The organism is Streptomyces sp. NPDC045899, assembly GCF_056431485.1.
Genome location: NZ_JBWKKP010000010.1, coordinates 189,488 through 214,651 on the forward strand (window position 1 = coordinate 189,488; position 25,164 = coordinate 214,651).

Sequence of the window (25,164 nt, forward strand, 5' to 3'; positions counted from 1 at the left end):
GCGGCCGGGGTCAGCCCATCGTCCGCCGGTCCACGAACGCGCGGAGTTTCCCGCTGGTCGCCGCCCGTTCGAAGGACGCCACATCGGTGATCTCGACGGAGAGGGTCAGCGTGCCCTCGTCCTCGACCGAGGAGCGCAACTCCGGGATCGCCGTCAGGAAGGCGGCACGGGCCTCCTCGGCCGACGGGGCGTACGCCCCGTCGAGGCGCACCATGAGCCCTTCGCGGTCGGTCCCGCCGGTCAGGACCACCTGGAGTTCACCGCGGTAGCCCACCTGCGTCCGGGCGGCGTCCACGAAGCGCCGGTAGTGGTAGGAGTACGTGCCCACGCGGACCACGTCGCCGTGGCGGCCCAGGAGTTCGACGCGCGGGGTACGGCTGCCGCAGGGGCAGTCGCCCGCCAGCGCGCGGCCGAGATCGCCGATCTGGTAGCGGTCCAGCCGCTGTCCGGCCCTGGCCCGGCTGGTGAAGACCAGACGGCCCGGTTCCCCGGCCGGCACCGGCCGGTCGCTCTCGGTGTCGAGGACCTCCAGGGTGTGCAGATCGGTGAGGATGTGGTGGACCGAGCCCTCGGCGCGTTCGCACTGGTAGCCCAGCGGGCCGAGATCGGTGCTGCCGTAGGCGGCGGAGCGGATCACCTCGACGCCGAAGTCCTCCTCCAGGACACGGCGTTGCTCACCGGTGAAGTGCTCACCCCCGTAGTACACCTTGCGCACACCGCCCCAGGCGCGCAGGGTTTCGCGCTGGGTGTGGAACAGCTGCCACAGGTAGGACGGCATACCGAAGAGGGTGTCGGCCCGGTAGGCCACCAGCGCCTCGGCCACGGCGGCGAGGTCGTCACCGGCGGCCAGCGGGATCTGTGTGGCGTTGAGCCGCTCCAGGATGGAGAAGAAGCTGATGAAGCTCCCGTACATACCGCCGCAGTAGAACAGGTTGGCCGCGCGGTCACGGGCCGGGTCGAAGCCGGAGTCGAGCAGTCCGTGCGCGGCGGCGCGCATCTGGGTGTCGTAGTCGGCGTTGGTGAACACCGACAGGGCGGGTGCGCCGGTGGTGCCACCGCTGCGGAAGTACAGATGCGCGTGCTCGGGCGCCAGATGGCGCAACTGCTCCTGCACACCCGCCTTGTCGAGCAGCGGTCCGGTGGGCGGGGCGGGCAGCAGCGGTGCGGCGACGAGGTCGTCCAGGCAGGAGGTGGCGGTGAACCGCTCGTCCGCGCGTACGGCGACCCGCCTGCTGTAGCGCTGCAACGCGTAGACACCGTCGTGGGGTTCACCGTCGTAGGCGTCCAGCATGGCTCCCACCGGTGTGACCCGGGTGACACCGGCGCCGAGCAGCGTGCGGGAGAGCGCGGCGACATCACCGCGGTCACCGCCGACCGCCGCGGTCTGGAGGTAGCGGCGCATCGGACGCAGCGTGGCGGTGACATCGCGGCGGGGCAGTGGCTTGACCCATACGCTGCGGTGGAGCGGCGAGGCGGTGAGGGCCGGGCGGGTGTCGGCGAGGACCCGCCAGGAGCCGTCGTCGGCCGCGATGACACGGGTGAGACCGAGGTGCTGTTCCAGCCGTGCGACCAGCTCGGTGTTGGTGATCTCCGCGTGTTCGGCCAGGCCCAGCTCCGGACGGGGCAGCTTGTCGGAGACCAGAGCCAGCTGTGCGGCCAGGTCACCGGCGACGGCGAACACCTCGTCCGCGTCGTCGGTGTCGAGGTAGACGACCTGCGGGCTGGAACACGCCTGCTGCTCCAGGCGGCAGACATCGGCGGCGAGCGCGGCGAGGACGGCCGGATCGGACCACGAGCCGCGGCACAGATAGGCGAAGGAGATCTTGTGTCCCCACTCGACGACCCGGCAGCCGGGCGGGGCCAGTTCGGTGACACCCGCCACGGCGTCCTCACCGCCCCAGACGGCGATGGCGTCGGCCGCCGCGCACAGGGGCTCCAGCCACGCGCGCCGTCCGGAGGGGAAGCTCAGTACGACGATCCGGCGGGCGAGGGTGCCGGTCGGATCGGCGGCGGCCAGTTCGGCGAGCAGCAGCCGGGCGAGCGCGGTGTCGGAGCTGCTGGTCTTGAGGACGTTGAGATTGCCGGACAGCAGGCCCTCGACGACGCTCAGCGGGGCCACCCCGGTGGCGTTGCCGGGCGCGATGTGCACCAGCAGACCCACCGGCGCCCACGCCTCGTAGACGGTCTCGCGCGCGTCGGGCCGGATGAGCCGCTCGGGGTGGGGGCCGCCCAGTTCCCGGCGGAGTTTGCGCTCCAGCGCGGGACGGCTGAGGGCGGCGGCGAGGTCGGCGAGCAGTGCCGCCGCCTCCTCGGCCTCGGTGCCCTCGTCGGTGAGGCACCGGATGAGCCGGGTGTGCACGGGGCCGCCGGGGGTGCCCAGCGCGCCGGAGAGCCGGTCGCAGGCGGCGAGGACGATCTCGGTGGGCAGCTGCTCGCCCAGGGCCCGGTCGGTGAGGGCGGGGAGGTCCGCGAGGCGTGCGGTGACCTCCGCGTCGCCGATGAACGCGCCCTGCCACCAGTGGTGTTCGCCGCCGGGTGTGCCGGAGGCCGGGGCCGCGTCCGCCGTGGCGGCCGTCCCGGACATCGGTGCGCTGGTCATGACGTTCCCTTCAGGAGTTCGGCGGCGGCCACCGCGCAGCTGCGGTTGCGGCTGATCCCGGCCCGGCCGTGCACGGTGAACCACTCGGTCGGCTGGGCGCAGCCGCATTCCTCGCCCGGGTGCAGGGACGCGAGGTCGCCCATGAGCACGCTCTGGGCGGGGACGGAGGTGATGTACGGCGAGACGAGGTGCAGATAGCCGCGCTCGCCGTAGGGGAGCGGCTCCAGGGTGGCGGTGTCGCGCACGGCGGCGCGCGACCACACGGGGATGTGCAGCCGGTGCCGTTCGCACTCGACGTAGGGCACGCAGTGCTCGACGGATCCGAAGGTGTCGCGGATCCTCTCGGAGGGGATGCCCAGTTGTTCCTCGACCCCGGCGTAGAAGGTGTCCTTGGCGATGGCCCGGTCGGCGTGCCCCTTCCAGCCCCCGCCGAGGACCACGAGCGATCCGGCGGGCAGCCGCACCGGGGGGACGCCGAGCGAGCGCATCCGCTCCAGGGTGAAGTGGAGGAAGGCCGGGAAGCCCAGGATGCGCACGGGCAGGCCCTCGTCGGCGTAGCGCTGGAGGGCTTCGATACAGCCGCGCGCGTCGAACTCGTGGCCGTCCCCGGTGTGCCGCAGGGCGTGGGTGGTGTCCCGGGCCGGGGCGAAGTCGCAGAGGTAGTTGTCGGTGAAGGAGGTGCCGAGTTTGAGCGAGGGCGCCGGTTCGTAGCTGTAGAGCAGGTAGTTCACCGGCTGGTCCGGGGTGATCCAGCCGTAGTGGTCGAAGATCCGGGCCACCATGCGCTGGGCGGCACGGATGGTCCACTCGTCGAAGAACATCTGTGACTTCTGACCGGTGGTCCCGGAGGAGGTGAGGTGGAGGTGGACCTCCTCCCGGGGGATGGAGAGCACTTCGTGCCGCTTGAAGAAGTTGGCGTGCACCAGCGGGGTGCGGACGTCCCGGCCGACACCGGGCGCGGGCGTGGCGGGCTCGTCCTCCAGCAACGAACGGAAGAACGGGGAGCGTTCGGCGTGCCAGGCGTTGGCCTCGGCCATGGCGGCCGCGAAGAGGGCGTCGGCCTCGGGACCCCGCTCATACGGTGCGGTCAGGTCGCACAGCCGCTGGACGTGTGACAGGGCACCGGGGTCGGGGACCTCGACGGGGAGCAGATGGGGGTTCATGAGACAACCTCGTGAAGGGGAAGGTAGGTCGCGGTCCAGGCCCGTACGTACGCGCTCAGATACGGCCGCACCAGCGGGCTGACGGCGGCGGTGCGGAAGTCGATCTGGCGGTTGGTCCGGGACAGCACCACGTGGTCGTGGAAGCGGTCGCCGACGCGGCGCATGGCCGGGTAGAGCGCGCTGGGCACGAAGCCCGCGGCGAGGAACGCGCCGAGCCCGGTGGTGTCGGACAGCGGCAGCAGCGTCTCGACGTAGTCCGCGCCGGTGCGCCTCACCACGGCCATCAGCGGTTCCAGCGCGTGTGCCATGGCCGCCGGATGCGGGTGCACGGCGATCAGCGAGCAGCTCCGGGCGGCCGGGTCGAGATCCGCGTACACCTCGAACGCGCCGTCCTCCGGGGTGAGGATCGCGTTGGGGGAGTGCAGCGGGAAGAAGCGGTCGGCGGGGTCGGGGAACCGTTCGAGGAAGCGGCGCCGGACGAAGGAGCGGGCGGCGACGATCTCCATCGCGGTGGTGGCCGGAGTGGCCGGTCCGGGGACCGGGGCGGCGTCCGCGGTCCCGACGGGCCGCGCCCCCGCGTAGCCGACCTCCGGGTAGCCCACCTCCGCCACCGCCTCGGCGGCGGCGAGGAGCGGGGCGAGTGGTTCGGGCACCCGGGTCACGGCCTCGCGCCGCTCCAGCACCCCGTCGGCGTAGCGCACGAACAGGGCCAGGCTCTCGCAGCCGGCGACCTCGACGGCGTTGGGCATGAGGCCCAGCGGCCGGAATCCGTTGCGCACCACGACGTGCTGGGGGCCCTCGGTGACCACGCGGACGGTGGCGTAGACCGAGTCGACCGTGCCGGTGGCCAGCGCGTCGGCGCACCCCGCGCCGGTGAGCCGGCCCGCGAGCCCGCCGTGGCGGTGGGAGGGGTGGACGGCGAGGCCGACCAGTTTGCCGATACGGGTACCGGGGTCGGTCTGCACCACCACCGAACCGGTCGGCTCGTCGTTGCCCGCGCGGCGGGCCACCAGCCAGTGGGTGTGCGGATCGGTGATGAGGCGTCGCATCTCGGCCGGGTCGCTGCCCAGCGGGACCGGATAGCCGTGGCCGTAGACGTCGAAGTACAACTGCCGCAGGTCCGCGATGTCCTGGAGGACGGCGGGGGTGATGGTGACGCTCATCGTGCTCCTCCTCCGGTGGTGGCGGTGATGGTGTCGTCGGCGGCCGTGCCGGTGTCGCCCGGGGCGTCGCCCCGCGTGCCCGTCCACCACAGGGCGACGGCCACCGGCACCAGGCCCGCGGCCTGGACCAGGCACAGCGTGCGCGGCGAGATCTGGTCCCCGAGCGCCCCGAACAGCAGGGAGGCGACGGGGAACGTGGCCCCGAGGAGCGACTGCATCACGGCGAAGAAGCCGGGCTTGTCCGCCGTGGGCACCATCCGCTGGAACAGGGCGACGAACCGTACGCCGATGGTGCCCACGCACCAGCCCGCGACGGCCATGGCGGCGGCGTACGCGGCGCGGTCCGTGACGAGGCCCGGTACGGCGAGCGCGGCCGCCATCAGGCCGAGGCAGACGGTGCCGGTGGTCACCGGACGGCCCGGCAGCCGCCCGCCGGTGAACGATCCGGCCAGTGTGCCCGCACCCAGCGCCGCTTCCAGCAGCGCGACGGTCGAACCGTCCTGGTGCAGTACCAGGGCGGTGTACATCGGCATGACGACGAAGACCGCGGTGGTGACCACGTTCGCCGCGGTGAAGCAGAGCAGCACCCGGCGGATGAACGGCAGGTCCGCGAGGATGCGGCGCAGTGTGCGGCGCGGGGCGGCGGGCGTTCCGTCGGCCGGGTCCGGCGCCGCGGGGGCGCCGGTGTCCCCGGCGGCCGGGAATCGGGTCACAGCGATCAGCGCGGCCGCGAGGAGGTACGCCCCGGCGCATCCGGCGACGACACCCGGGAGTTGCCAGGCATCGATCACCAGCGGTCCGAGGAGCCCACCGGCCAGCCCGGCGAGGGACTGCGTGGCCAGTTCGAAGCCGGTGGCCGCCTCGATATCGGCGTCGTCGACGAGGACGGGCAGCGAAGTGGTCAGACACGGGTCGAACAGCGCCTGACAGCCCGCCAGCAGCAGTGCGGCGCCGTAGGCGAGGCCCATCGGCAGCGGGGTCGCGTACGCCCATGTGGCCGTCGCGGCGGCCACCAGCCCGGCCCCGGCGGCGGCCGCGGCCATGACGGTCCGGTACGGGTGGCGGGCGATGACACCGGCGACCACGGGGGCGAGCGCCACCGCGGGCAGGGTGCTCACGGCCAGGAACGCACCGGAGGCCAGGCCCCGTTCGGATCCCGCGGACCACTGGATGAGCCACCACACGATGCCGACCTGGAACATCCGGGCGGACGCCTGGGTGAGCACCTGGGCGACCCAGACGGCACCGAAGGCCGGGTTGCGCAGGACGACCGGCAGTCGGGAGGCGGATCGTTTCGGCAGCGGTGTGGCCGCGGGCGCTCCGGGGAGGATCGGCGCGGTCACGCGTGCGGCCTTTCGTCGAGCACGCGGATCAGCTTCCCGGAGCGGGCGTTGACGGCCAGATCGGCGTGGCGCGACCAGACGAGGGCGACGGGGTGCACATGCCCGGCCGCGGCCGACTGCGCGTACATCGGACGGGCGGCGTGGAACGCCTTCTCCACGGCCGCGGCGAGTTCCGACAGATCCTCGGACGGGTCGTCGCACGCCAGGCGCAGCAGCAGGCCGTCCCGGTCCTCCCAGCGGCGCACCACGAGTTGCACACCACTGATCCGGCCCGCCACGTCGGCGGCCCGCACCAGGTCGTGCACGTCCTGCGTGTGCAGGGCCACCGGGCCCACGCGCACGCCTTCCTCGGCGCGGCCGAGGACACGGAAGAGTCCGGCGGCGGGATCGGTCCACTCCGCACGGTCGCCCACCGGGTAGCGCAGCACGGGCATCAGCCGGCGCCGCAGATCGGTGACGACGACCCGGCCGGGGACGCCCGCACGGGTGACCGGCTCCCCGGTGTGCTCGTCGAGGATCTCGACGACCGTGTACGGGGCCGGGACCCGGTGCAGCCGCGGATCGTCGCCGGGCTCCGGAAGGCCCACCAGCCCGGCGTCCACGGCCGCGTAGCCGATGGAGGCCACGCGGGCGGCGGGGAACGCGCCGGACAGCAGCCGCCGCTGGTCGCTGAAGATGCTCTCGCCACCGAAGAACAGGGTGGTGACTCCGGGCAGGACGCGTCCTTCGGCCCTCAGGTGTTCGGCCAGGGAGCACAGGGTGGTCGGGGTGCCCGCGATGACGTCCACGCCGAACTGCTCGAGTGTGGCGACGGTCGACGCCGGCGGTGTGGCGCCGCCGATCGGGAGCCGGACGTTGGCCACCGGGGAGTGCGCCAGACTGTCCAGGATGAAGGTGTAACTGGCGTACAGGTCACCCGCGTAGAACAGATCGGCGACCCGCTGGCCCGGCCGGAGCCCGGCCCCGACCAGTCCGGCCCCGAAAGCGGTGGTGAATTCCCACCACTCCTCCCGGGTGTAGAAGGAGAACTTCGGTGCCCCGGTCGTCCCGCCGCTTTTGAATACCACGGCTTCCTGTAGCGGGCCGGTCAGGAGGGTGTTGTGGTGGGGAGTGTTGGCCTGCCAGAACTCGGATTGGGGTATGACCGGCAGTGCGGTCAGCTCCGAGACGTCCTCGGGTAACCCGGAGTAGAGCGCCGAGTAGAACCCCGAGTTACGGCGGGCGAAGTGAATGAGTTCCGCTGGTGATTGAACGGGCATCAATTCCTGCTTTTGGGCATGCGAAGGAGGACGGCGTCCCGGAAGCGCGAACACCGCTATGAGGTGGTCTGGTTCAACTGCTGGTCAGGCAGATACGGCGGTGCGTGCACGGCTGGTCCGGAGGTCTCACGGGTAGCCGAGATACGGCCCCGGGCACAGGGATGGAAATACCTGCTCCGACATGGCCGATCTGGTCTGTTGCTTACCGTATGGTGCTTGCTCGACCACAACGATATCAGCCGGTGAGGGGTCCTGATTACCCGCTGTGCGACAGAGCGGAGATATGGGACTCGACGGTGGCGGAAACGCCATGGGAAGAGGCGCGGGGACCGGCCCCGGGTGTGCGTCAGAAGCAGCCCGGCGCGGTTCTCGGGGGGCATACGCCCCGGGTCTAGTCGACGATCGGTGTCCCCTGGAACTACTCCCATTCCGGGCCGGTTCCGAGACCGGTGGAGAATCCCCCGGCCGCGGTGCGGCGACATGGTTTCCTACGGCTCGGAGGGCCGCCTACCGTTGCCGGCGGCCGCGTGGCTGGCCGGATCCCCCGGGGGTGATCCGCACTTTCACGCCGTCCTCGCGCTCGGCCGTCCGGCCCGTGTGACAGGGTGCTCGGGAAAGTCGAGGACACAGGTTCGGGGGCGTACGGGTATGAAAGAGCTCGGCAAGGGCGGGAACACGGCCATGGCCGAGGGGCGCGTCACCGTCGCGTTGCGTGCGGTGGGTGAACCGGTCGATCTGAGCGCGCTCCTGGTGGCGGCGGACGGCAAGGTCAGGTCCGACGACGACATGGTGTTCTACAACCAGCCGTCCGCCGAGTCCGGTGCGGTCCGTCACCTCGCCGCCGACGCCGACGGCCCCGAGCGGATCGAGGTGGACCCGGAGTCCCTGCCCGCCGACGTGGACCGCGTGGTGCTCGTCGGCAGCTGCGACCCCGATGACGCGATGAGCACCTTCCGCGCGGTGCGGCAGGTGGTGATCGGCGTAGGGCAAGTCGGCGCCGAGCCGGTCGAGTTCCGCCAGCCGGAGCTGGTCGACGGCGAACGCGCGGTTCTCCTGGCCGAGCTGTACCGCCGGGGGAGCACATGGAAGCTGCGGGCTATCGGCCAGGGCTATGCCGAGGGACTCGCCGGTCTCGCCACCGACTTCGGGGTGCGGGTCGAAGAGCCCGTGGAACCGGAAGAGCCCGAAGGGCCCGAGGAGCGCTCCGTGGCTGAGCGGCCCGAGCCGGTGCCCGCCGCGCCCGTGCCCGCGGACCCCCCTCCCGCGCCCCGTACCAGACTGGTCAAACCGCCGCTCGGCACGATCAGCCTGGACAAGGGCGGCCAGGTCTCGATGGGCCTGGACAAGGGGGACCGCGGACTGGTGGTCGCCGCCTCGCTGGAGTGGGACGGCGGCAGTGAACGGCGGCGCCGGATGGGGGCCGACCTGGATCTGTACGCCCTGTTCGTGCCCGCCGCCAAGGCGCTGCGGGGGACGGACGCACCCGGCACCCTCGTCAAGTCCGGCCATGTTCCGCAGGGTGAACCGCTGCTGCCGCCGGGATCGTCCGGCGCGGGGGACACCGGGCGGGCGGCCGATCCCGCGAAGAAGGGATCCGCGAAGAAGGAGAAAAAGGGGAAGGAACAGCAGGCTGATGTCGTCTATTACAGGCGCCGCGGCTCGCTGAACAACCGGCCCTTCATCAAGCTCGACGGTGATTCACGGGTGCCCGGACGTGAATCCATCAGAATCGTCCGCCCTGCCGAGCAGGGATACGTACTGCTCTGCGCGTACTCCGCACTCAGCAACGGTTTCGGATCCTTCCGCAGTTTCGGCGCGAAGGTCGTCGTCACCGATGGCCGCGGTTCCACCGTCACCGTCCCGCTCTTCGAGAACACCCGGACCCGCTACTGGGTCGCCATCGCCCTCGTGGACTTCACCGCTCCCGACGGAGCGGCCATCCACCACGTCGAGGCGTACAGCGCCCGGATGACCGAACGGCGCCCGGTCCTCCACACGGACGGCACCATCGAGATGAACGGGGGTCCGGTGGAGTTCAAGAGGCGGTGACACGGCAGCGGCCCTGGGACCGGGGGTCCCAGGGCCGCCATCCCGCAAGGGGACGTTCCGCGTGCTGATCAGTGGTGGAACGTATCAGTCCTCAACGGCGATGTTGGCGCACTTGGAGCCGATGTTGACGTCGCCGGTCGGAGCGGCGGCGCCGACCGGGGCGATCACACCGGTCGAGGTCTCGCACTCGTTGCTCTGCAGGGCGGCACCGCGGTTGGTGAAGTTGATGCAGTCGGAACCGACATTCACGTCACCGGTGGGGGCGAGCCCGCCGACCGTGGCGACATCGCCGACGGCCGTGTCGCAGTGGTTGGACTGGGCGACCCAGCCACTGTTGGTGTTGCCCAGAGCCATGGCGCCGGCCGCACCGCTGACGACCAGAGAGCCAGCCGCTGCGGTCAGGAAAAAGGCCTTCTTGCCGATGTTCACTCGAAATCCTCCGTCTGAGACTGTCCGTGAATTCATGGACGCCTGACACAACGAAGCTCATCGGGGAAGGACTCGGGTTCGGCGCAGCTTCACTCGTCCAGCACAACGGAGCCCTTTAATCGTCAGATATCCAAGCGCGCAGGGCAGTTGCCGGTCTGTGTAGAGTGCGCTTCGGGTGGGCCGCTGCCGGGCCATCCTCCGTCCCGGCGGCGGCCTTGACCCGGGCACGTCAGGGAGTGGGGACTCCGCCGGGCCGTGCGGGACGGCCGAAGCGCACGGGCACTCCCGGGGAGTACAGCAGGCTCACCGGTGGCCCGGTGGGCGTGGACAGGCCCGCCGCCCGTATCAGGTCCTCGTCGCACTCCAGCAGTTCGGCACGGTGCAGGGGCCAGCGCGGGTGGGTGTTCGGCAGGAACACCGAACGCGCGAAGAAGGCGTTGTGCATCCCCCAGCGCGCCGTCAGGAAGTGCTCGAGTTCGCTCGGTTCGGTCACGCGCTCACCCACGCGTATCGCGATCCGGCTGCCCGCCCCGCGGGGCCCCGGCCAGCGCCGCGCGCTGGTGTAGGTGAGGGTGTCGCCGTCGCGTTCGACGGCCATCCGGGACCACAGGTAGGGCAGTCGGAAAGCCGCGCGGGCCACCGCCACCGGGATCAGCCGGGAGGCGTCGAGCGAGCGGAAGACCACACCGCGGCGGCCGTGTTCGTCGACCGAGTACAGACGGACATTGGTCTCGGGGAAGCTGCCCAGGTAGGGGATGCCGGGGAGCCGGAACCAGCCCACCCGGTGCATCCGGAAGGCGACGAGCCCGACGTAGGTGACCCCGTCCAGGGTGTCGGGAACCGTGCCGGCCGGGAGGAGCGCCGCCACCTCGTCCGGGTCGGCGGCCCAGTGGAGGAACGCGAGATCCAGCCAGGACTGGGTGAGGAAGGGGCGGGGGGTCTCGCCGGGCGGGTCCGGGGTGATGGCTTCCGGCGCACGAGGGGTGAGCGTCACGGGGGCAGTGTCTCAGGGCTCCCGGACGGCCCCGACGGCCGGTCCCCGGCGCGGGAGGGAGCCGGTCCGCACGGTGCCCTCCCGGCCGGTGTGCGTTCGACGGGGACTCAGCGCTCGGGGCGCAGAACGGGCCGCAGAGCGTCCAGCACCGCCGGGTCCTCGATCGTCGACGGCACCGGCTCGTCGCGTCCGTCGGCGATCCCGCGCATCGTCTTGCGGAGGATCTTCCCCGACCGCGTCTTGGGCAGCGCGTCCACCACCGAGACGGCCCGGAACGCGGCGACCGGACCGATCTCCCGGCGCACCGCCGCGACCAGTTCCTGGTGGAGGTCCTCAGGCCTGATCTCGACACCCGCCTTGAGGACCACGAAGCCCCGGGGCAGCTGGCCCTTGAGCTCGTCGTGCACCCCGATGACCGCGCATTCGGCCACCGCGGGGTGTGCCGCGAGCACCGCTTCCATCGCACCGGTCGACAGACGGTGCCCGGCTACGTTGATCACGTCGTCCGTGCGGCCCATGACGAACAGATAGCCGTCCGCGTCGCGGTACCCGGAGTCACCGGTCAGGTAGTAGCCGTCGTACTGGGACAGATACGCCTCGACGAAGCGCCGGTCGTCCCCCCACAGGGTGGGAAGCGCGCCGGGGGGCAGCGGGAGCCGGATGGCGATCACGCCTTCCCGGCCCGCGGGCAGTTCGGTGCCGTCCTGGTCGAGGATGCGCACGTCCCAGCCGGGCACCGGAACCGTGGCCGACCCGGGCTTGACCGGCATCGGCTCCAGCCCGTGCAGGTTGGCGGCGATCGGCCAGCCGGTCTCGGTCTGCCACCAGTGGTCGATCACCGGTGTGCCGAGGCTCTGATGGGCCCAGTGGTAGGTCTCGGGGTCCAGCCGCTCCCCGGCCAGGAAGAGCGTGCGGAACGACGACAGGTCGTACTTCTCCAGCTCGGTGGCCTCCGCGTCGACCCTCTTGATCGCCCGCAGTGCCGTGGGGGCGGTGAACAGTGCCTTCACACCGTGGTCGCCGATCACCCGCCAGAACGCCCCGGCGTCCGGGGTGCCGACCGGCTTGCCCTCGTACAGCACGGTCGTGGCACCGATCAGCAGCGGCGCGTACACGATGTAGGAGTGGCCGACCACCCAGCCGACGTCGGACGCGGTCCACCACACATCGCCCGGACCGATGTCGTAGACGGCGGACATCGACCACGCCAGCGCGACCGCGTGGCCGCCGTTGTCGCGGACCACGCCCTTGGGCCTGCCGGTGGTACCCGAGGTGTACAGCACGTACAGCGGATCGGTCGCCGCCACCGGAACCGGATCGGCGGGCCGGGCCCCGGCGACGAGCTCCGCCCAGTCCAGGTAGCGTCCGCCGAGTTCGGCCCGCGCCCTGTCGCGCTGGAGGACCACGACGTGGTCGGGCTGGTGCGCGGTCAGGCCGAGCGCCGCATCGAGGATGGGCTGGTACTCCACGACCCGTGTCGGCTCGATCCCGCAGGACGCGGCGACGATCACCTTCGGTGCGGCGTCCTCGACACGGGCAGCCAACTCCTTGGGCGCGAAGCCGCCGAAGACCACCGAGTGCACCGCGCCGATCCTGGCGCAGGCCAGCATGGCCACGACCGCCTCGGGCACCATCGGCATGTAGACGATGACCCGGTCGCCCTTGGTGACACCCAGCGAGCGCAGGGCCCCGGCGAAGACCGCGACCTCGTCACGGAGCTCGGCGTAGCTGAACCGCCGGACGGTACCGGTCACCGGGGAGTCGTGGATCAGCGCGGTCTGGTCGCCCCGGCCGCTCTCGACATGCCGGTCCAGCGCGTTGTACGAGGTGTTGAGCTCACCGTCGGGGAACCACCGCCAGAGCGGGGCGCGGGAGTCGTCCAGGGCCCGGGTCGGTGACCGGGTCCAGTCGATCGCCCCCGCCGCGTCCAGCCAGAACCCTTCGACATCCTCGAGGCTTCGGTGGTAAGTCTCCTCATACGCGCCCATCAGGGACCTTTCACATCGTTCGGCCTGGAAACTGTGAGCAGTCTGGCCCATCGTCCGGACGGCGACCAGCCCCGTCGGTGTGATGGGTGTCGCCTCGTACGCATGCGCGGTCACCGGCCGGACCCTCCCGGTGGCGGAGGGTGGAGACCGCCCGGATACCCCGCGCCCCGACGGTGCGTGTGAGTATCGACTACTCACCTTCTGCCCGCGCTGACCTGGGAGGATCACAGCGGCAGGCACAACTCCCGTGCCGCCGTGCCCTCACCGCCTCGCTGATCCCAGCTGCCACCGGGGGAGGCGGTCCCCACACGAGAAAGTGTGCGTCGACTGGTGTCCAGGACCCTGCTGTTTGATGAAGCCGCGCGCCGTTCGCTCCAGCGGGGCGTGAACTCCCTCGCGGACGTCGCCAAGGTGACGATCGGACCTCTGGGCCGCAATGTTGTCATCGGAAACGTCGAGGTCGGGCCCGACGGCGGCGCGTTCAAGAACGTGCAGGGCGGCGGGCTGACCGTCACCAATGACGGCCTCCTCATCGCCCGGCAGACCGCACCGGCCGACCCCGTCGAGAACCTCGGTGTCCGGCTCGTCACCGAGGCGGCCGTACGGACCAAGCGGACGGCGGGCAAGGGAGCGACCACGACCCTCGTGCTCGCGCAGGCGATGCTCCGCGAGGGCCTGCGCAATGTCGCGGCCGGTGCCGACCCGGTGGCGATGCGGAAGGGCATCGAGGCGGCCGTACGCACCGTTTCCGAGTACCTCGCGTCCGTCACCCGCGGCCTCGACGGTCCGGGGGAGATGGCCGCCGTGGCCGCGTTGGCGGCGAAGGACCGCGAAGTCGGCGACCTGATGGTCGAAACGATGGCGAAGGGCGGCATCGTCACGGTGGAGAAGGGCCATGCTCTAGGTCTTCACCTGGAGTTCGACGAAGGGGTGAAGCTGGCCGGGGGATATCTGTCGCCGGAGATGGCCACCGACCGGGTCAGCGGGCGATCCGTTCTGCACCGCCCCCTCGTGCTGGTCCACCGGGGCGCGATCACGTCCCTCGACGCGCTGCGGCCCCTGCTGGAGAGGATGCTCGAGAAGGACTCCGGCCGACCGCTGTTGATCGTCGCCGAGGACGTCCGGGGCACCGCCCTGTCGGCCCTGCTCGCCAACAACGAGCAGGGCGTCGTCACGACGGTGGCCGTGAAGGCTCCGGGAACGGGTGCACACCGCGATGCGCTCCTCGGGGACATCGCCACGGTGACCGGTGGGACCGTGGTGGCCGATGAAGCCGGGCCCACCCTCGAGAAGGCCGGCCTGGGTGTGCTGGGCGGTGCCCACCAGGTGACGGTCACCCGCCGGGGCACGACGATCGTCGGAGGCGAGGGCTCGGCACCAAAGATCGCGCTCCGGAGCGATCACATCAAGGCCGAGGCGGCGCGCCGGACCGCGCCCCATGAGCGCGTCGACCAGGAGAAGTTGCTCGCGCGGGCGGCCAATCTGGCCGGCGGATCCTGTGTCATCAAGGTCGGTGCCGCCACCCGGGCGGAGCTCGACGAGCGCCTGGCGAGGGTCGAGAACGCGGTGTGGGCCACCCGTGCCGCCCTCGAGGGGGGAGTCGTGCCCGGTGGCGGCGCATGCCTCGCGCAGGCGGCCACGGTGCTCGACAGCCCTCCGGGCACACCGGACGGCCAGTCCGTGGGTATCGGGGTGGTCCGGCGTGCCCTCGCCGAACCGCTGCGGTGGATCGCGGAGAACGCGGGCCACGACGGGGCCGTGGTGGCCTCCGAGGTGGCCGGGCTCGAGACGGGTGAGGGTTTCGACGTGCTCGCGGGGCGCCGGGCGAACCTGCTCGAAGCCGGTGTCATCGATCCCGCTCAGGCCGTGCGGGCCGCGCTCACCCATGCCGCGTCGGTCGTGTCCCTGCTGCTCACCACCGAGGTCGTGATCGTGGACGGCCGACCGGAGTAGCCGGTGGGCACGACGGCGCGGCGGGACCGGGCGGACGGCCGAAAAGGTGTCCGCCCGGTCCCGCCGCGGTGGCCGGAACGGGCGCCCGGCTCGGTGCCGGGCGCCACTGCTCCGATCAGGGTGCCTGGTGGGCCGGCATGTCGTAGTGCTTGATCCAGACGTTGTCCTGCCGTCCGGTGAAGCTGTTCTGGTCGAGTACCACCATGCTGACCTTGGAGCGGTGCCCCTGGCCGTCGTTCCACTCGACCGGGGCGTAGCAGAGGCCCTCGATCTCCGTGGCACCGTCGACCACGTCGTCGGTCTCGGTGACGGTGTAGGTGCCTTCGATCACCATGGGATCGAGGTCGTGGATGCTCGTGCTGGGGTTCTCGCGACCGAACTTGAAGCAGATGATCTGGCCGGGGTCTCCTTCACGGGAGACATAGAGCCGTCCGCCCTTGACGAATCCACCCGCGATATTCACCAGTCCGTGCGGCATCCTGGACGCGCGCATCGCCTGCAATTGCCCGAACTTCGGCGGCGCGCCACCGGGGTACGCGGAGTTGTACTTGTACCCGTACACCGTGTCGGTGTCATCGTTGGAGCTGTAGAGGTATCCGCCGTGGGGAATCAGCACCGAGCCCGACGGTACGACGTGACGGGGGTCGTCCAGGTCGGTGGAGCACCACGGGGCGCTCGTCTGGTACCGGCCGGAGCCCGCGATGCCCAGGTAGTACATCTGCCCCGGGGTCTTGTCCGCGGCGCCGAACGGCTTCGTGATCCAGACGCGCGGTGTCCCGTGCTCGACCGGAACGTACAGCCGTCCCGTGTACTTGCCCGAGACGATGTGGTCGTTCGCGTGGATGGCGCCGACGTGGTCCTTGTTGTCCCCCTCGGGCCACCAGTTCTCGTCATAGGCGAGGAAGTCCACGCGCTCCCAGCGGAAGTTGAGCTTGTGGATGCCCCGCCACTCCGGCAGTTCCTCCGTCGAGCAGCAGACGACCCACCACCAGTCCTCGGCACCGTACCTCGCCCGGGAAAGCCCCTGGCACTCATCGGTCCAGGCGAAACGGTCCTCACTCTCCAGGTAGTCCTCCCGGGAGCGGTACCACTGGGAAAGGCGGCCGTCGCTCGCGGCCGCCGCCGGCTGGGCGCCGCCGACCGCGGCGGCCCCGCCGAGGGCCAGAACACCGGCCGCTCCAGCGGTGCCTCGCAGAAAGTTCCTTCTGTCCATTGAGCCTGCTCCCGTAGGTGAGGGAAATGCCAACTATCTGGAATGGAGCCCGTGCGCGAGAACATGTCCGAGGGAATGACGCCGATGAATGACGTTCCTCAATGTGCCGACATATACGGCGAGTTCAGCGCGCGCTCACGGTATCCCCGGCGGGAATGCGCACCAGAGAGTAGTTCTTACTCAGGCGTGGATACTGGTGAAATTCGGGATATGGCGCCGATGGCGCGCCATGCATGAGGGTGGCTCGCCATTCACCACAGGAGTGAGCTCGGGGACGTCCCGAGGGGCCGTAGGGGGCCGCCGGACCGGCTGACCCCCTACGGCTGTCCGCACCAGCGCGCTGTCATCGGGCGGCGGTGCGGAACGGCGGCGTGTGATCAGCCGCGCTGTGCCTGGTCGTACACCTTCTTGGCGGTGCCGCCCAGCACCGCGCCGAACATCTTCTCGGTGTCCTGCAGCCCCTCACCGTGGCTGTTGACCGAGACCAGAACGCCCTTGCCCGTGGTGGTGTCGAAGTCCGCCAGCCACGGACCACCGCTCGAACCGCCCGCCATACCGCAGGGGATGACCTGCTCACCGGCCTGTGGCGCCTTCTTCGCCTTGCCCGTGCAGTGCTGGAGTTCCTCCCCGAGCGACGGACGCGACGCGGGGTAGCCGAAGGCCCGGATCGTGCCGCCGACCGGGCGGTCGAAGGCGATGGCCTGGCCACCGACGACGTCCGTGAGCTTGCGGCCCTGCTTGTCGGCGTCCACGACGAGGGCGGCCACGTCGTTGCTGGACTCCTCCGCCCAGGTGCGCGGGGTGAGGGTGGCGCGGACCGGGAAGGCGCCGTACGGCTGCTTGCCCTGGTGGTACCCGGGGACGAAGACCATCTCGGTGTAGGTGAAGTCGGGTGCGGCACCCCGGCGCACACAGTGGCCCGCGGCCATGACCACCGAGCGGTTGGCGCTGGTGACGGCGGTGGCCGTGCACCAGGAGTCCTCACCGTCGCCGTTCATGAAGAAGAGCCGTCCGACGGTCTTCATCTCGGTGCCCTTCCAGGGCTTGACGTTCGGGGGCGTCGGCCCGAGGTCGGTGGACTCCCCGACGGCCTTGATCCGGGCGGGCGTCCAGTAGGCGAGGGCGTCACGGCGCTCCTTCACCGTGTACGACGCGGTGGAGACGACCGGGGCGGCGGCCCTCTCCGCGGCGGGGGCCGAGGACCCGCCGCCCGGGGCGGCGACGGCTGACACGGGGGCGATGAGGGCGAGGGCGGCGCCCGCGCCGACGAGGGCGGCGAGTGCGGTGTTCCGGCGGCGGGGGGAGTGAGCGGTCATCTGCGGAGTTCTCCTCGGCAAGGTGGTCGGCAATGCCTCGTGGGTACGGGGCTCGTGGGTACGGGCCCCGTGGGTACGGACCGTTGGTCCGCACGCGAAGATGACGAGTCGCCGGTCCGGGTTTCACCGAATGAGTGGTCTCCTCCGCGATTCCGCCGTACGTTGCGGTGCCGGGAGGGAATGTCCTCCGCGGGTCCGTCGTCGCGTCCGGTGGGACAGGAGCCGATGCGTTGACAGAAGTTCCCCCCGTTCAGGGCCGTGCCCCGGCCCTCGGCCTGCTTCTCGGCCTCGTCCGCCGCGCCCTTGGTGTCGAAGACGGCGATGCCGGCGGTGACTGCGCCCCCGTCCCGGGTGGAGGCCGCTCGGACGCCCCCCGGGGGGGCACGGACAGCCGGTGCCGTGATCGGGCCCCGGCCGGCTCATCCGCGGAAGACCGCCCGCGCGTGGTCATCCGGGGCGGTGCCCGCCTCGGCGATCAGCTCTCCACCGGCGGACCAGAGCCCCGAACGGCCGGACGTACGGGTGAAGCCACCGCCGGTGGGACCGGCGAAGGCCGCCGTGGCGACCCAGACACCGTGCTCCGCCGCGACCCGGCGGGCGCGCTCCCCGTGCACCCCGGCCTCGTCCTCGCCGTGGACGACACCGGACACATAGCCGTCGATGCCCAGCGCCGCAGTCCGCGCGGCGTGTTCGGGGATCCCGGTGTCGCGGCAGATGGCGAGCCCCAGCCGCCACCCGTCCACATCGATCACGGCATGCTCACCGGGCATGAAGTGGACGCCCTCGTCGCCGTGCAGATGGACCTTCCGGTAGACCACCCGCGCACCGTCCCCCGTCACCGCCAGGATGCCGATATGCGGACCCGGTACCGGCGCCCCGACCAGGGCGAGCGCTCCGGTCCCGGCGCACGCGGCGACGATCGGCGCGAGCCGCTCGTCCTCCGGGGAGACCGGCGCGGCGTCCAGCTCGTACCCCGTCAGCGACATCTCGGGGAACACCACCACCCGCGCGTCCGCCGCCCGCACGGCCTCCGCGTGGGCCACCGCGTTGGCCGCCACCTCATGGGCCGCGCACCTCGGCTGTGCCACGGCGACGCTCAGCGGCTGCCGCACCGGGAACTCCCCTCGTCGATTGGTACGAGCACCCTGACCGCGGGCCGCGTTTCCGGGGGCGGACTCCCGTGCCCGGCAGCCGGTCCGGGTCAGCGGGGGAGTGGGCGCAGGCGAACGGGGAGGGTCTGGTGGCCGTTGCTGATCAGGGAGGGCAGTGGTGTCAACTCCTTCACCGGGACGGCGAGTTCCATCTCCGGGAACCGTTCGAAGAGCAGTCGCAGGGCGATGGCGACCTCGAAGCGGGCGAGCGGGGCACCGAGACAGAAGTGCACACCGTGGCCGAAGGCCATGTGGTCCTTGGCGGGCCGGGTGAGGTCGAAGACATCGGCCGACGCGCCGTGCCAGTCGGGGTGGCGGTTGGCGGCGGCGTAGGAGGCGAGGATCGCCTCGCCCTTGCGGATCGTCTGTCCTCCGGGCAGAGGGATGTCCGCGCGGGCGAAGCGCAGGGGCAGGTGCTTCACCGCGGGTTCGTGCCGAAGAGTCTCCTCCACGACGTCGTCCCAACTGCCGCGGCCCGCACGGACGTGGGCGAGCTGCTCGGGGTCGGTCAGCAGGGTCGTGATGGCCTGGTCGATCACATTGCCCGTGGTCTCGTACCCGGCGTTGATCATCAGCGCCAGGGTGTCGCGCAGTTCGTCGTGGGTGAAGCCCCTGCCGTCGCCCTCGTCGTCGTGGGCGGCGATGAGCAACGACGTCATATCGTCGCCGGGCTCCTTGCGCTTGGCCGCGATCACCTGGTCGAGCGCCTGGTAGAGGGCGACCGTGTTCGCCGCGGCCTGTTCGGCGGTCAGTGTGGTGGCGAACACCCCGTCGACCAGAGCCCGGAACCCGTCGCGCCGGTCCTCGGGGACCCCCATGAGCTGTCCGATGACCGCGATCGGCAGCGGGTAGGCGAGCCGGTCGCGCAGATCGACGACCTCCCCGGCCGGGAGGGTGTCGAGGTCGTCGACGAGCGCGGTGGCGATCGCCTCGACGGCGGGCCGCAGGGCCTGGATACGACGGGCGCTGAAGGCCGGTGCGACCATGCGGCGGAGCCTGCGGTGGTCGCTCCCGTAGGCGGTGAACATGTTCGCGACCGAGACCCAGAGGGCGAGGGGCCAGTCGGCGACGGCGGTGTCGAACTCGGGCCAGTGGGCGCGGGCGTCCTTGGAGACGTGCGAGCCGGTGAGGAGCTGCTTGAGGAGGGCGGGGTCGCTGACGGACCAGGCGGTCACACCCAGGATGTCCACCCGGGTGGCCGGGCCGCGGGCGCGCAGGGCCCGGTGCTCGGCGTGGTGGTCGGAGCCGGTGGGGTCGAGGATGAGCTTCGGCTGCTCGGACACGTGACTCCTTCGGAAGGGCTTCGGTGACCGCGGTGTGGGTCACTGCGCCGTGGGGCGTGCGGTGTCACCGGCGGTACGGCGTCCCCGGTCTCGCGGCGGCGCCGTACGGGGTGGGCTCCCTCGCCCTGCCGCATCTGCTCCGCCTCCTCGCCGGGAAGGGTCAACCCCGCTGGTTCCGGGGGTAATTGTCAGGGCCATGAGCGATGTGCCACAAGACGGTGCGGGCATCACACCGGTGCGCGCGGCGGACGGCCCGGGGCGGACATGCCCAGGCCGTCCGCCCCTCCATGCCCCGGGTCCCTCAGACAGTGACCTCCACCCGGCTGGGACGGCGGGCCGCGACCACCGCGGATGTGGTCGGTGTGGTGAGGACCTCCGTCGCGTCCAGGTCCGGATGGGTGAGGTAGAACAGGCGCAGCTCGTCCACCTCGCCCTCGAACCGTGGAGGCCAGTGGGGCGACGGGGTGAAGTCGTCCAGGACGAGAACGCCGCCGGGAGCGAGGAGTTCGACGACCTGCTCGGGGGCGTCACGCTTCCCTCCGCCGTCGCAGAAGAAGACGTCGAACGGAGCGTGGCGCTCCAACAGCCGCCAGTCCCCGGTGAGCACGCTGACGCGGTCGTCGTCCGCGAAGATGCCGGCCGCTCGGCGGGCCAGCTCCTCCTCGCGCTCGACGGTGACCAGGCGGGCAGCGGCGCCGAGGCCACTGTGCAGCCACGCGGTGCCCACCCCCGAGCCGGTGCCGCTCTCGGCGATGACCCCACCGGGCTTCGCCGTGGCGGTCAGCCGGAGCAGTCTGCCCACGTCGGGAAGACAGCTCTTGGTGAACCCCATCTCGGTGGCGGCCCGTTCCGCGAGCGCCACCCGGGGCGGTACCGCACGTTCTGCCATGAATATGAACCCCCTTCGGAATGACCATGACGCTATCCGGCGGCGGAGGCGTCCGCAGGAAGTTCCACCACCGGGCGGACGCGGCGGTCGCATGCCTCAGCCGCCGGTGCCGGTCTCGAGGTCCGTGGCGAGCGCGCGCAGCCAGACCTCCACGTCGACCAGGAGGGGCAGGGCCCGCGCGGGGGTCCGTGCCGCGATGTCCGCCGGCAGCTGGGCGAGCCGGATCCGGATGCCCTCCGCCGGGAGGTCCGCCGCCCGGAGGGTCACCGCCTCCAGCTCCCCGGCGGCGTCGCGGGCCCAGCGCAGGGCGGCGGGCGGGAAGGTCCGCGGGCCCTCCGACCGCGGCAGCCAGTAGGCCCCGACCAGCACCCGGCTACCGAAGTTGAGGGCGGCGAGCCAGTCGGAACCGGTTTCGTCGCCATGGCGCGGCGCGGGTTCCGCGCGGTACTGCGCATACGCGGCCTGCGCCATACGGAGCCGGTGATGGGTCGCCCACAGCGCCCGGTCGGCGATCTCCCGCACCCGTCCGGGGCCGTCAGGGCCGGTCGTGGCCACGACGGTGGCGGGCACCAGTGGCGCGGTGGCCCGGAGGAGGGCGGCGACACCCCGCCGGATCTCGGCGCGCGCCCCGGAGGGCCAGGCGACGAGACCACACACCAGACCGACCGCGCTCCCGGTCAGCACATCGAGGAAACGGGCCTCCGCGAGCCGCCAGGAGACGGCCGCGATCTGGGCGAACGCGGTGGAGACGACCAGGGTGAACAGCCCCTGCGCCCAGGCCGGTCCGCCGACCGGCCCCACCGTGAAGGCCAGCAGCATCATCGGCACCAGGAGGTAGGCGTACACCTCGGTCACGTCCCCCGCGCCGATGATGAGCGCACCGGCCGCGAGCGCCCCCAGCAGGGTCCCGGCGGCGGCCGAGCGGGCGGCGGACCAGGTGGCGCCCGCCGTGGTGCGGCCCAGGGTGAGGACGGCCAGCAGGACCCAGAAGCCGTGCGAGAGGTCCAGCGATCCGGCCACCAGGCGGGCGAGGGCGAGACCCAGAGCCATACGGACGGCGTTCTGGAAGACCACGGAACGCCGGGTGAGGTTACCCCTGATCCGGAAGTACCACAGCCGGACCGTGCCGGTGTCGGCGTACCAGAACTGCTCGTGGGGCAGCCCGTACACCGGGCGGCGGCCACCGGTCGTCAGGGCGACGGCCGTGCACACGGTCACCGCCGACACCGCGGCCGTCAGGGCCGTCGACTGCCGGAGCAACAGCGCGTGCGAGGGGGTGGCGCGCGGTTCCGGGGCGGTGCCGCGCGCGGCCATGAACTCCTCGATCATCTCCTCGAGCAGTTCGGGCCCGGTGGCGGGGCGCGACCGGCGCAGGGCGCCGGCCGTCCGGGCACACATCACCGCGGTGCCGTGCAGGAGGGTCTCGGAGGCCACGTCCGCGGGCGTGGCGGGGAGCCCGGCGAGGGCGGCGAGCTGGTCCAGCAGCCGACGGGTCGCGGATCCCGCCTGGGCCAGCGCGTGGTCCCTCCGGCCCGCCCCGGTGGGGCGGGTCCCGGCCGGTTGCCGGGAGAAGCGCAGCCCCCGGCCGGCCGCCCGCAGCCGCGCGGCCAGACCGGGATCGGGGGCCCCGGCCCGTATCGCACGGCCCGCGAGGTCCAGCGCGTCGGCGACCCGGTCGCGGTAGGACGGCTGCCGGGGCTCGGGGAGGAGCACCAGCTCACACAGGCTCAGCAGCACCGTGCCGGTGACCAGTCCGGCCAGCCGGAGGGTCAGGGTGTCGGGGGCGTACGGGGGGAAGCAGGCGAGGATGTAGAAGAGTTGGAGACCGGGGGCGGTGCCCGCGAGCCGCGGACCGCACGCCGCGCCGAAGGGGAGGACGAACCCCACGAGCAGCATGCCCGCCACGGCGGGCCACGTCCCCACGGCGAGGACCGTACCGAGGACGACCAGCGCCGCGGCGGTGGGCAGGGCGCGCAGCACGGTGCCCGCCCGCTGCCGTCCGCACCCCGGCAGCGGGGAGAGGACGCCGAACGCGACGGGGGCGAACAGGGTGTAGATCGCGGCGGCCGGCTGGTCCAGCAGATGCACCGCCGGGTAGAACCCGGCCGCCGCGGCCACCGTGACGCGCAGCGCCCGCCGTCCGGCGTCGACGGACGCGGAGAGCGACGGCCGCTGCGGCATGCGCGCTCCTCTCCCGGCGTCCGCGCCGGTCCCGTCCCGCCGCCTTCGTCCCAGTGTGGCGCGGCGGTGGTGAGGCCGCGTGGCGGCGCCCCGCGGCGGCGGCCGGTTCGACGCGGCCGCTCAAGCCCGGCGTGGCGGGCACATGGGAGACATGCGTCTGCACCGTGCGGGGGGAGATATGGGTACGGCGGGCGATGCCGGGGCCGAAGAGGCCCGCCCGCACCTGCTCCGCCCCCTGTGCCTCCGTCGGAGTGAGCGCTTCCCACCCGATGGCCGGACGCACCCGTCCGGCCGCGGCGGACCCGGGTGACCGACCCGTACCCCGCGGGCGCCGTAGCCGCCGCCCGGCCCCGCTCCGGCCGCCCGCCGGGCCGCGCGGTGACCGGAGCGGGGCCGGAGGGGTGTCCCGGGCGGCTCAGCCCTGGATGGCCGCCGGGTCCATCCACGCCACTTCCCAGGTGTGACCGTCGGGGTCCTGGAAGGACCGGCCGTACATGAAGCCGTGGTCCTGGGTCTCGCCCGCGGGCGACCCGCCCACGGCCAGCGCCTTGTCCACCAGCTCGTCGACCTTGGCACGGCTCTCGGCGCTCAGGCAGAGCAGCACCTCCGAGGTCGTGGTGGAGTCCGCGATCTCCTTGCTGGTGAAGTCCTGGTAGCGCTGTCTGGTGAGCAGCATGGCGACGATCGTGTCGCTGATGACCACACAGGCGCACTCATCCGTGGTGAATTGCGGGTTGATCGCGTAGCCGAGCTCGGTGAAGAACTTCTTCGAGGTCTCCAGGTCGTTCGTCGCGAGGTTTACGAAGATCATCTGCTGGTACACGGGCCGTCTCCTTCGTGTGTGGCCTTCCACAGGGGTGGACTGCGCGGCCCCGCGGAACTCATCGCCCGGCGGGCGTGAACTTCTGGACCGCTCCACCGCGCGCCGGGCCGGGACAAGGCTCCGGCCGTCGCTCCGGGCCCGGCCCCCGGCTCCGCCCGCGGTGCGGCGGGCTCGTGGTTTTCGGCCATCTGCGACGTCATCAGGGCTCAAAAATGCGTAACGAATTCCTGAGCGGTCCTCTCAAATAGGCTTTAGTAAGGCGTTCCGGGCCATTGAAAATCGTCTCCATTGCACCATCAGGGACACGGCGGGCACAGCCATCATGTGGACAAGGACGCCGACTGGCGCTGGTTATCGATATCGCTGGGACTCATAGTCGCCTATATGACGGTGGAAGTCGTTGTCGCTTTTGCCGCCGAATCGATGGCGCTGCTTTCCGACGCGGCCCACATGCTTTCCGACGCCGCCGCCATCGCGCTGGCCCTCGTGGCCATGAGGCTGGCGGCCCGGCCGGTCCACGGGCGGTACACCTACGGGTTGAAGCGGGCGGAAATCCTCTCGGCGCAGGCCAATGGCCTCACCCTGCTCCTGCTGTCGGTCTGGCTCACCTACGAGAGCGTGGAACGGCTGGTGGACCCGCCGGAGGTCGGCGGGACGATGGTGCTGGTGACCGCTCTCGCGGGTGTGGTGGTGAACGTCATCGCCGCCTGGTGCATGTCCAAGGCCAATCGCTCCTCACTGAACGTGGAGGGCGCCTTCCAGCACATCCTCACCGACCTGTACGGCTTCATCGCCACGGCAGTGGCCGGCGCGGTCGTCATGCTGACCGGATTCGCCAGGGCGGACGCCATCGCCTCGCTCGTGGTGGTGGTGCTGATGGTGAGGTCCGGGGTGTCGCTGGTGCGCGACTCCGGACGGATCTTCCTGGAGGGGGCGCCCCCCGGTGTGGAGCCGGATGACGTGAGCGGACGGATGGTGCGGTACGACACCGTGGTCGAGGTGCACGACCTGCACATCTGGGAGATCACCTCGGGTGAGGTCGTCCTGTCCGCCCACGTCCTGGTCGAGCCCGGCGGGGACTGTCACGCCGTGCGCAAGGCGCTCCAGACGGGACTGCGCGAGGAGTACGGGATCCGGCACGCGACCCTGGAAGTGGACCACGCCCCGGAGCACCTGGTGGGCGTCGGTCCGGGCGAGGAGGCCGGGGCGCACTGCGAGGACCCGCACGGGACGGTCCGCCGCAACGAGACCTCCGTCCACTGAGACCACCTGACCGGGACTGGGCCGGCCCCCGTACGGCCGTCCTGCCCCGAGCCCTGTGAGCCGGTCCACCCGGCTCACAGGGCTCAGGGGGCCACGCGGTCCCCG

18 protein-coding genes are annotated in these 25,164 nt (G+C 71.7%); 3 read left to right on the forward strand and 15 right to left on the reverse strand.

The features are described 5' to 3' along the window. Nucleotides 1–10 precede the first annotated feature (10 nt). Genes AC07FT_RS17350 through AC07FT_RS17370 form a run of 5 tightly spaced genes read right to left on the reverse strand, consistent with a single transcriptional unit; the run spans nt 11 to nt 7,527 of the window. Nucleotides 11–2,599 carry an acyl-CoA reductase gene (locus AC07FT_RS17350; protein WP_479176925.1) on the reverse strand — a complete coding sequence of 863 codons (2,589 nt, stop codon included), beginning with the start codon at nt 2,597–2,599 and terminating at the stop codon, nt 11–13. Beyond that, nucleotides 2,596–3,762: a LuxE/PaaK family acyltransferase gene (locus AC07FT_RS17355; protein WP_479176926.1), complete on the reverse strand. Its 1,167-nt coding sequence runs from the start codon at nt 3,760–3,762 to the stop codon at nt 2,596–2,598. Before AC07FT_RS17355 ends, AC07FT_RS17350 begins: the two co-directional genes overlap by 4 nt. Next, nucleotides 3,759–4,925 (reverse strand): GNAT family N-acetyltransferase, encoded by a 1,167-nt coding sequence (locus AC07FT_RS17360; RefSeq protein WP_479176927.1) that lies wholly within the window; start codon nt 4,923–4,925, stop codon nt 3,759–3,761. The genes AC07FT_RS17355 and AC07FT_RS17360 overlap by 4 nt, the downstream gene beginning before the upstream one ends. Then, nucleotides 4,922–6,268 carry an MFS transporter gene (locus AC07FT_RS17365; protein ID WP_479176928.1) on the reverse strand — a complete coding sequence of 449 codons (1,347 nt, stop codon included), beginning with the start codon at nt 6,266–6,268 and terminating at the stop codon, nt 4,922–4,924. The genes AC07FT_RS17360 and AC07FT_RS17365 overlap by 4 nt, the downstream gene beginning before the upstream one ends. Beyond that, nucleotides 6,265–7,527, reverse strand: a complete 1,263-nt coding sequence (locus AC07FT_RS17370) for a phenylacetate--CoA ligase family protein (protein WP_479176929.1) — start codon at nt 7,525–7,527, stop codon at nt 6,265–6,267. Before AC07FT_RS17370 ends, AC07FT_RS17365 begins: the two co-directional genes overlap by 4 nt. Nucleotides 7,528–8,175: 648 nt before the next feature. Between AC07FT_RS17370 and AC07FT_RS17375 the strand changes: the two genes are divergently transcribed. Beyond that, nucleotides 8,176–9,576, forward strand: coding sequence for a TerD family protein (locus AC07FT_RS17375; RefSeq protein WP_479176930.1), 1,401 nt, complete (start codon nt 8,176–8,178; stop codon nt 9,574–9,576). 84 nt (nt 9,577–9,660) lie between these two features. Here AC07FT_RS17375 and AC07FT_RS17380 read toward each other — a convergent pair whose 3' ends face one another. The 3 genes from AC07FT_RS17380 to AC07FT_RS17390 all read right to left on the reverse strand — a co-directional run bounded on the left by AC07FT_RS17380 (nt 9,661) and on the right by AC07FT_RS17390 (nt 12,987). After that, nucleotides 9,661–10,005 carry a hypothetical protein gene (locus tag AC07FT_RS17380; protein WP_471197938.1) on the reverse strand — a complete coding sequence of 115 codons (345 nt, stop codon included), beginning with the start codon at nt 10,003–10,005 and terminating at the stop codon, nt 9,661–9,663. 229 nt (nt 10,006–10,234) lie between these two features. Continuing rightward, entirely contained in the window at nt 10,235–10,999 is a 765-nt protein-coding gene (locus AC07FT_RS17385; RefSeq protein ID WP_479176931.1) for a YqjF family protein, read from the reverse strand. 107 nt (nt 11,000–11,106) lie between these two features. Continuing rightward, nucleotides 11,107–12,987 carry a propionyl-CoA synthetase gene (locus tag AC07FT_RS17390; RefSeq protein WP_479176932.1) on the reverse strand — a complete coding sequence of 627 codons (1,881 nt, stop codon included), beginning with the start codon at nt 12,985–12,987 and terminating at the stop codon, nt 11,107–11,109. 330 nt (nt 12,988–13,317) lie between these two features. Here AC07FT_RS17390 and groEL point away from each other — a divergent pair, with 330 nt between their 5' ends. Next, the gene (gene groEL, locus AC07FT_RS17395) at nt 13,318–14,940 is read left to right on the forward strand and encodes a chaperonin GroEL (RefSeq protein ID WP_479176933.1); all 1,623 of its coding nucleotides are present in this window, start codon (nt 13,318–13,320) and stop codon (nt 14,938–14,940) included. Nucleotides 14,941–15,055: 115 nt separating this feature from the next. Here the strand turns inward: groEL and AC07FT_RS17400 are convergent, their stop codons facing one another. The 7 genes from AC07FT_RS17400 to AC07FT_RS17430 all read right to left on the reverse strand — a co-directional run bounded on the left by AC07FT_RS17400 (nt 15,056) and on the right by AC07FT_RS17430 (nt 23,796). After that, nucleotides 15,056–16,153: a hypothetical protein gene (locus AC07FT_RS17400; protein ID WP_479176934.1), complete on the reverse strand. Its 1,098-nt coding sequence runs from the start codon at nt 16,151–16,153 to the stop codon at nt 15,056–15,058. A gap of 377 nt (nt 16,154–16,530) precedes the next feature. Beyond that, nucleotides 16,531–17,469, reverse strand: coding sequence for a trypsin-like serine peptidase (locus AC07FT_RS17405; RefSeq protein WP_479176935.1), 939 nt, complete (start codon nt 17,467–17,469; stop codon nt 16,531–16,533). Nucleotides 17,470–17,888: 419 nt separating this feature from the next. After that, nucleotides 17,889–18,581, reverse strand: a complete 693-nt coding sequence (locus tag AC07FT_RS17410; protein ID WP_479176936.1) for a carbon-nitrogen hydrolase family protein — start codon at nt 18,579–18,581, stop codon at nt 17,889–17,891. A gap of 89 nt (nt 18,582–18,670) precedes the next feature. Then, nucleotides 18,671–19,903, reverse strand: a complete 1,233-nt coding sequence (locus AC07FT_RS17415) for a cytochrome P450 family protein (RefSeq protein ID WP_471197918.1) — start codon at nt 19,901–19,903, stop codon at nt 18,671–18,673. 301 nt (nt 19,904–20,204) lie between these two features. After that, the gene (locus AC07FT_RS17420) at nt 20,205–20,798 is read right to left on the reverse strand and encodes an O-methyltransferase (RefSeq protein WP_479176994.1); all 594 of its coding nucleotides are present in this window, start codon (nt 20,796–20,798) and stop codon (nt 20,205–20,207) included. 90 nt (nt 20,799–20,888) lie between these two features. Next, on the reverse strand, nt 20,889–22,973 hold the full coding sequence (locus AC07FT_RS17425; RefSeq protein WP_479176937.1) for an FUSC family protein: 2,085 nt from the start codon (nt 22,971–22,973) through the stop codon (nt 20,889–20,891). 415 nt (nt 22,974–23,388) lie between these two features. Beyond that, nucleotides 23,389–23,796: a VOC family protein gene (locus AC07FT_RS17430; RefSeq protein ID WP_479176938.1), complete on the reverse strand. Its 408-nt coding sequence runs from the start codon at nt 23,794–23,796 to the stop codon at nt 23,389–23,391. Between the two features lie 288 nt (nt 23,797–24,084). Here AC07FT_RS17430 and AC07FT_RS17435 point away from each other — a divergent pair, with 288 nt between their 5' ends. Beyond that, nucleotides 24,085–25,059 (forward strand): cation diffusion facilitator family transporter, encoded by a 975-nt coding sequence (locus AC07FT_RS17435; protein WP_479176939.1) that lies wholly within the window; start codon nt 24,085–24,087, stop codon nt 25,057–25,059. The last annotated feature ends 105 nt before the right edge of the window (nt 25,060–25,164 follow it).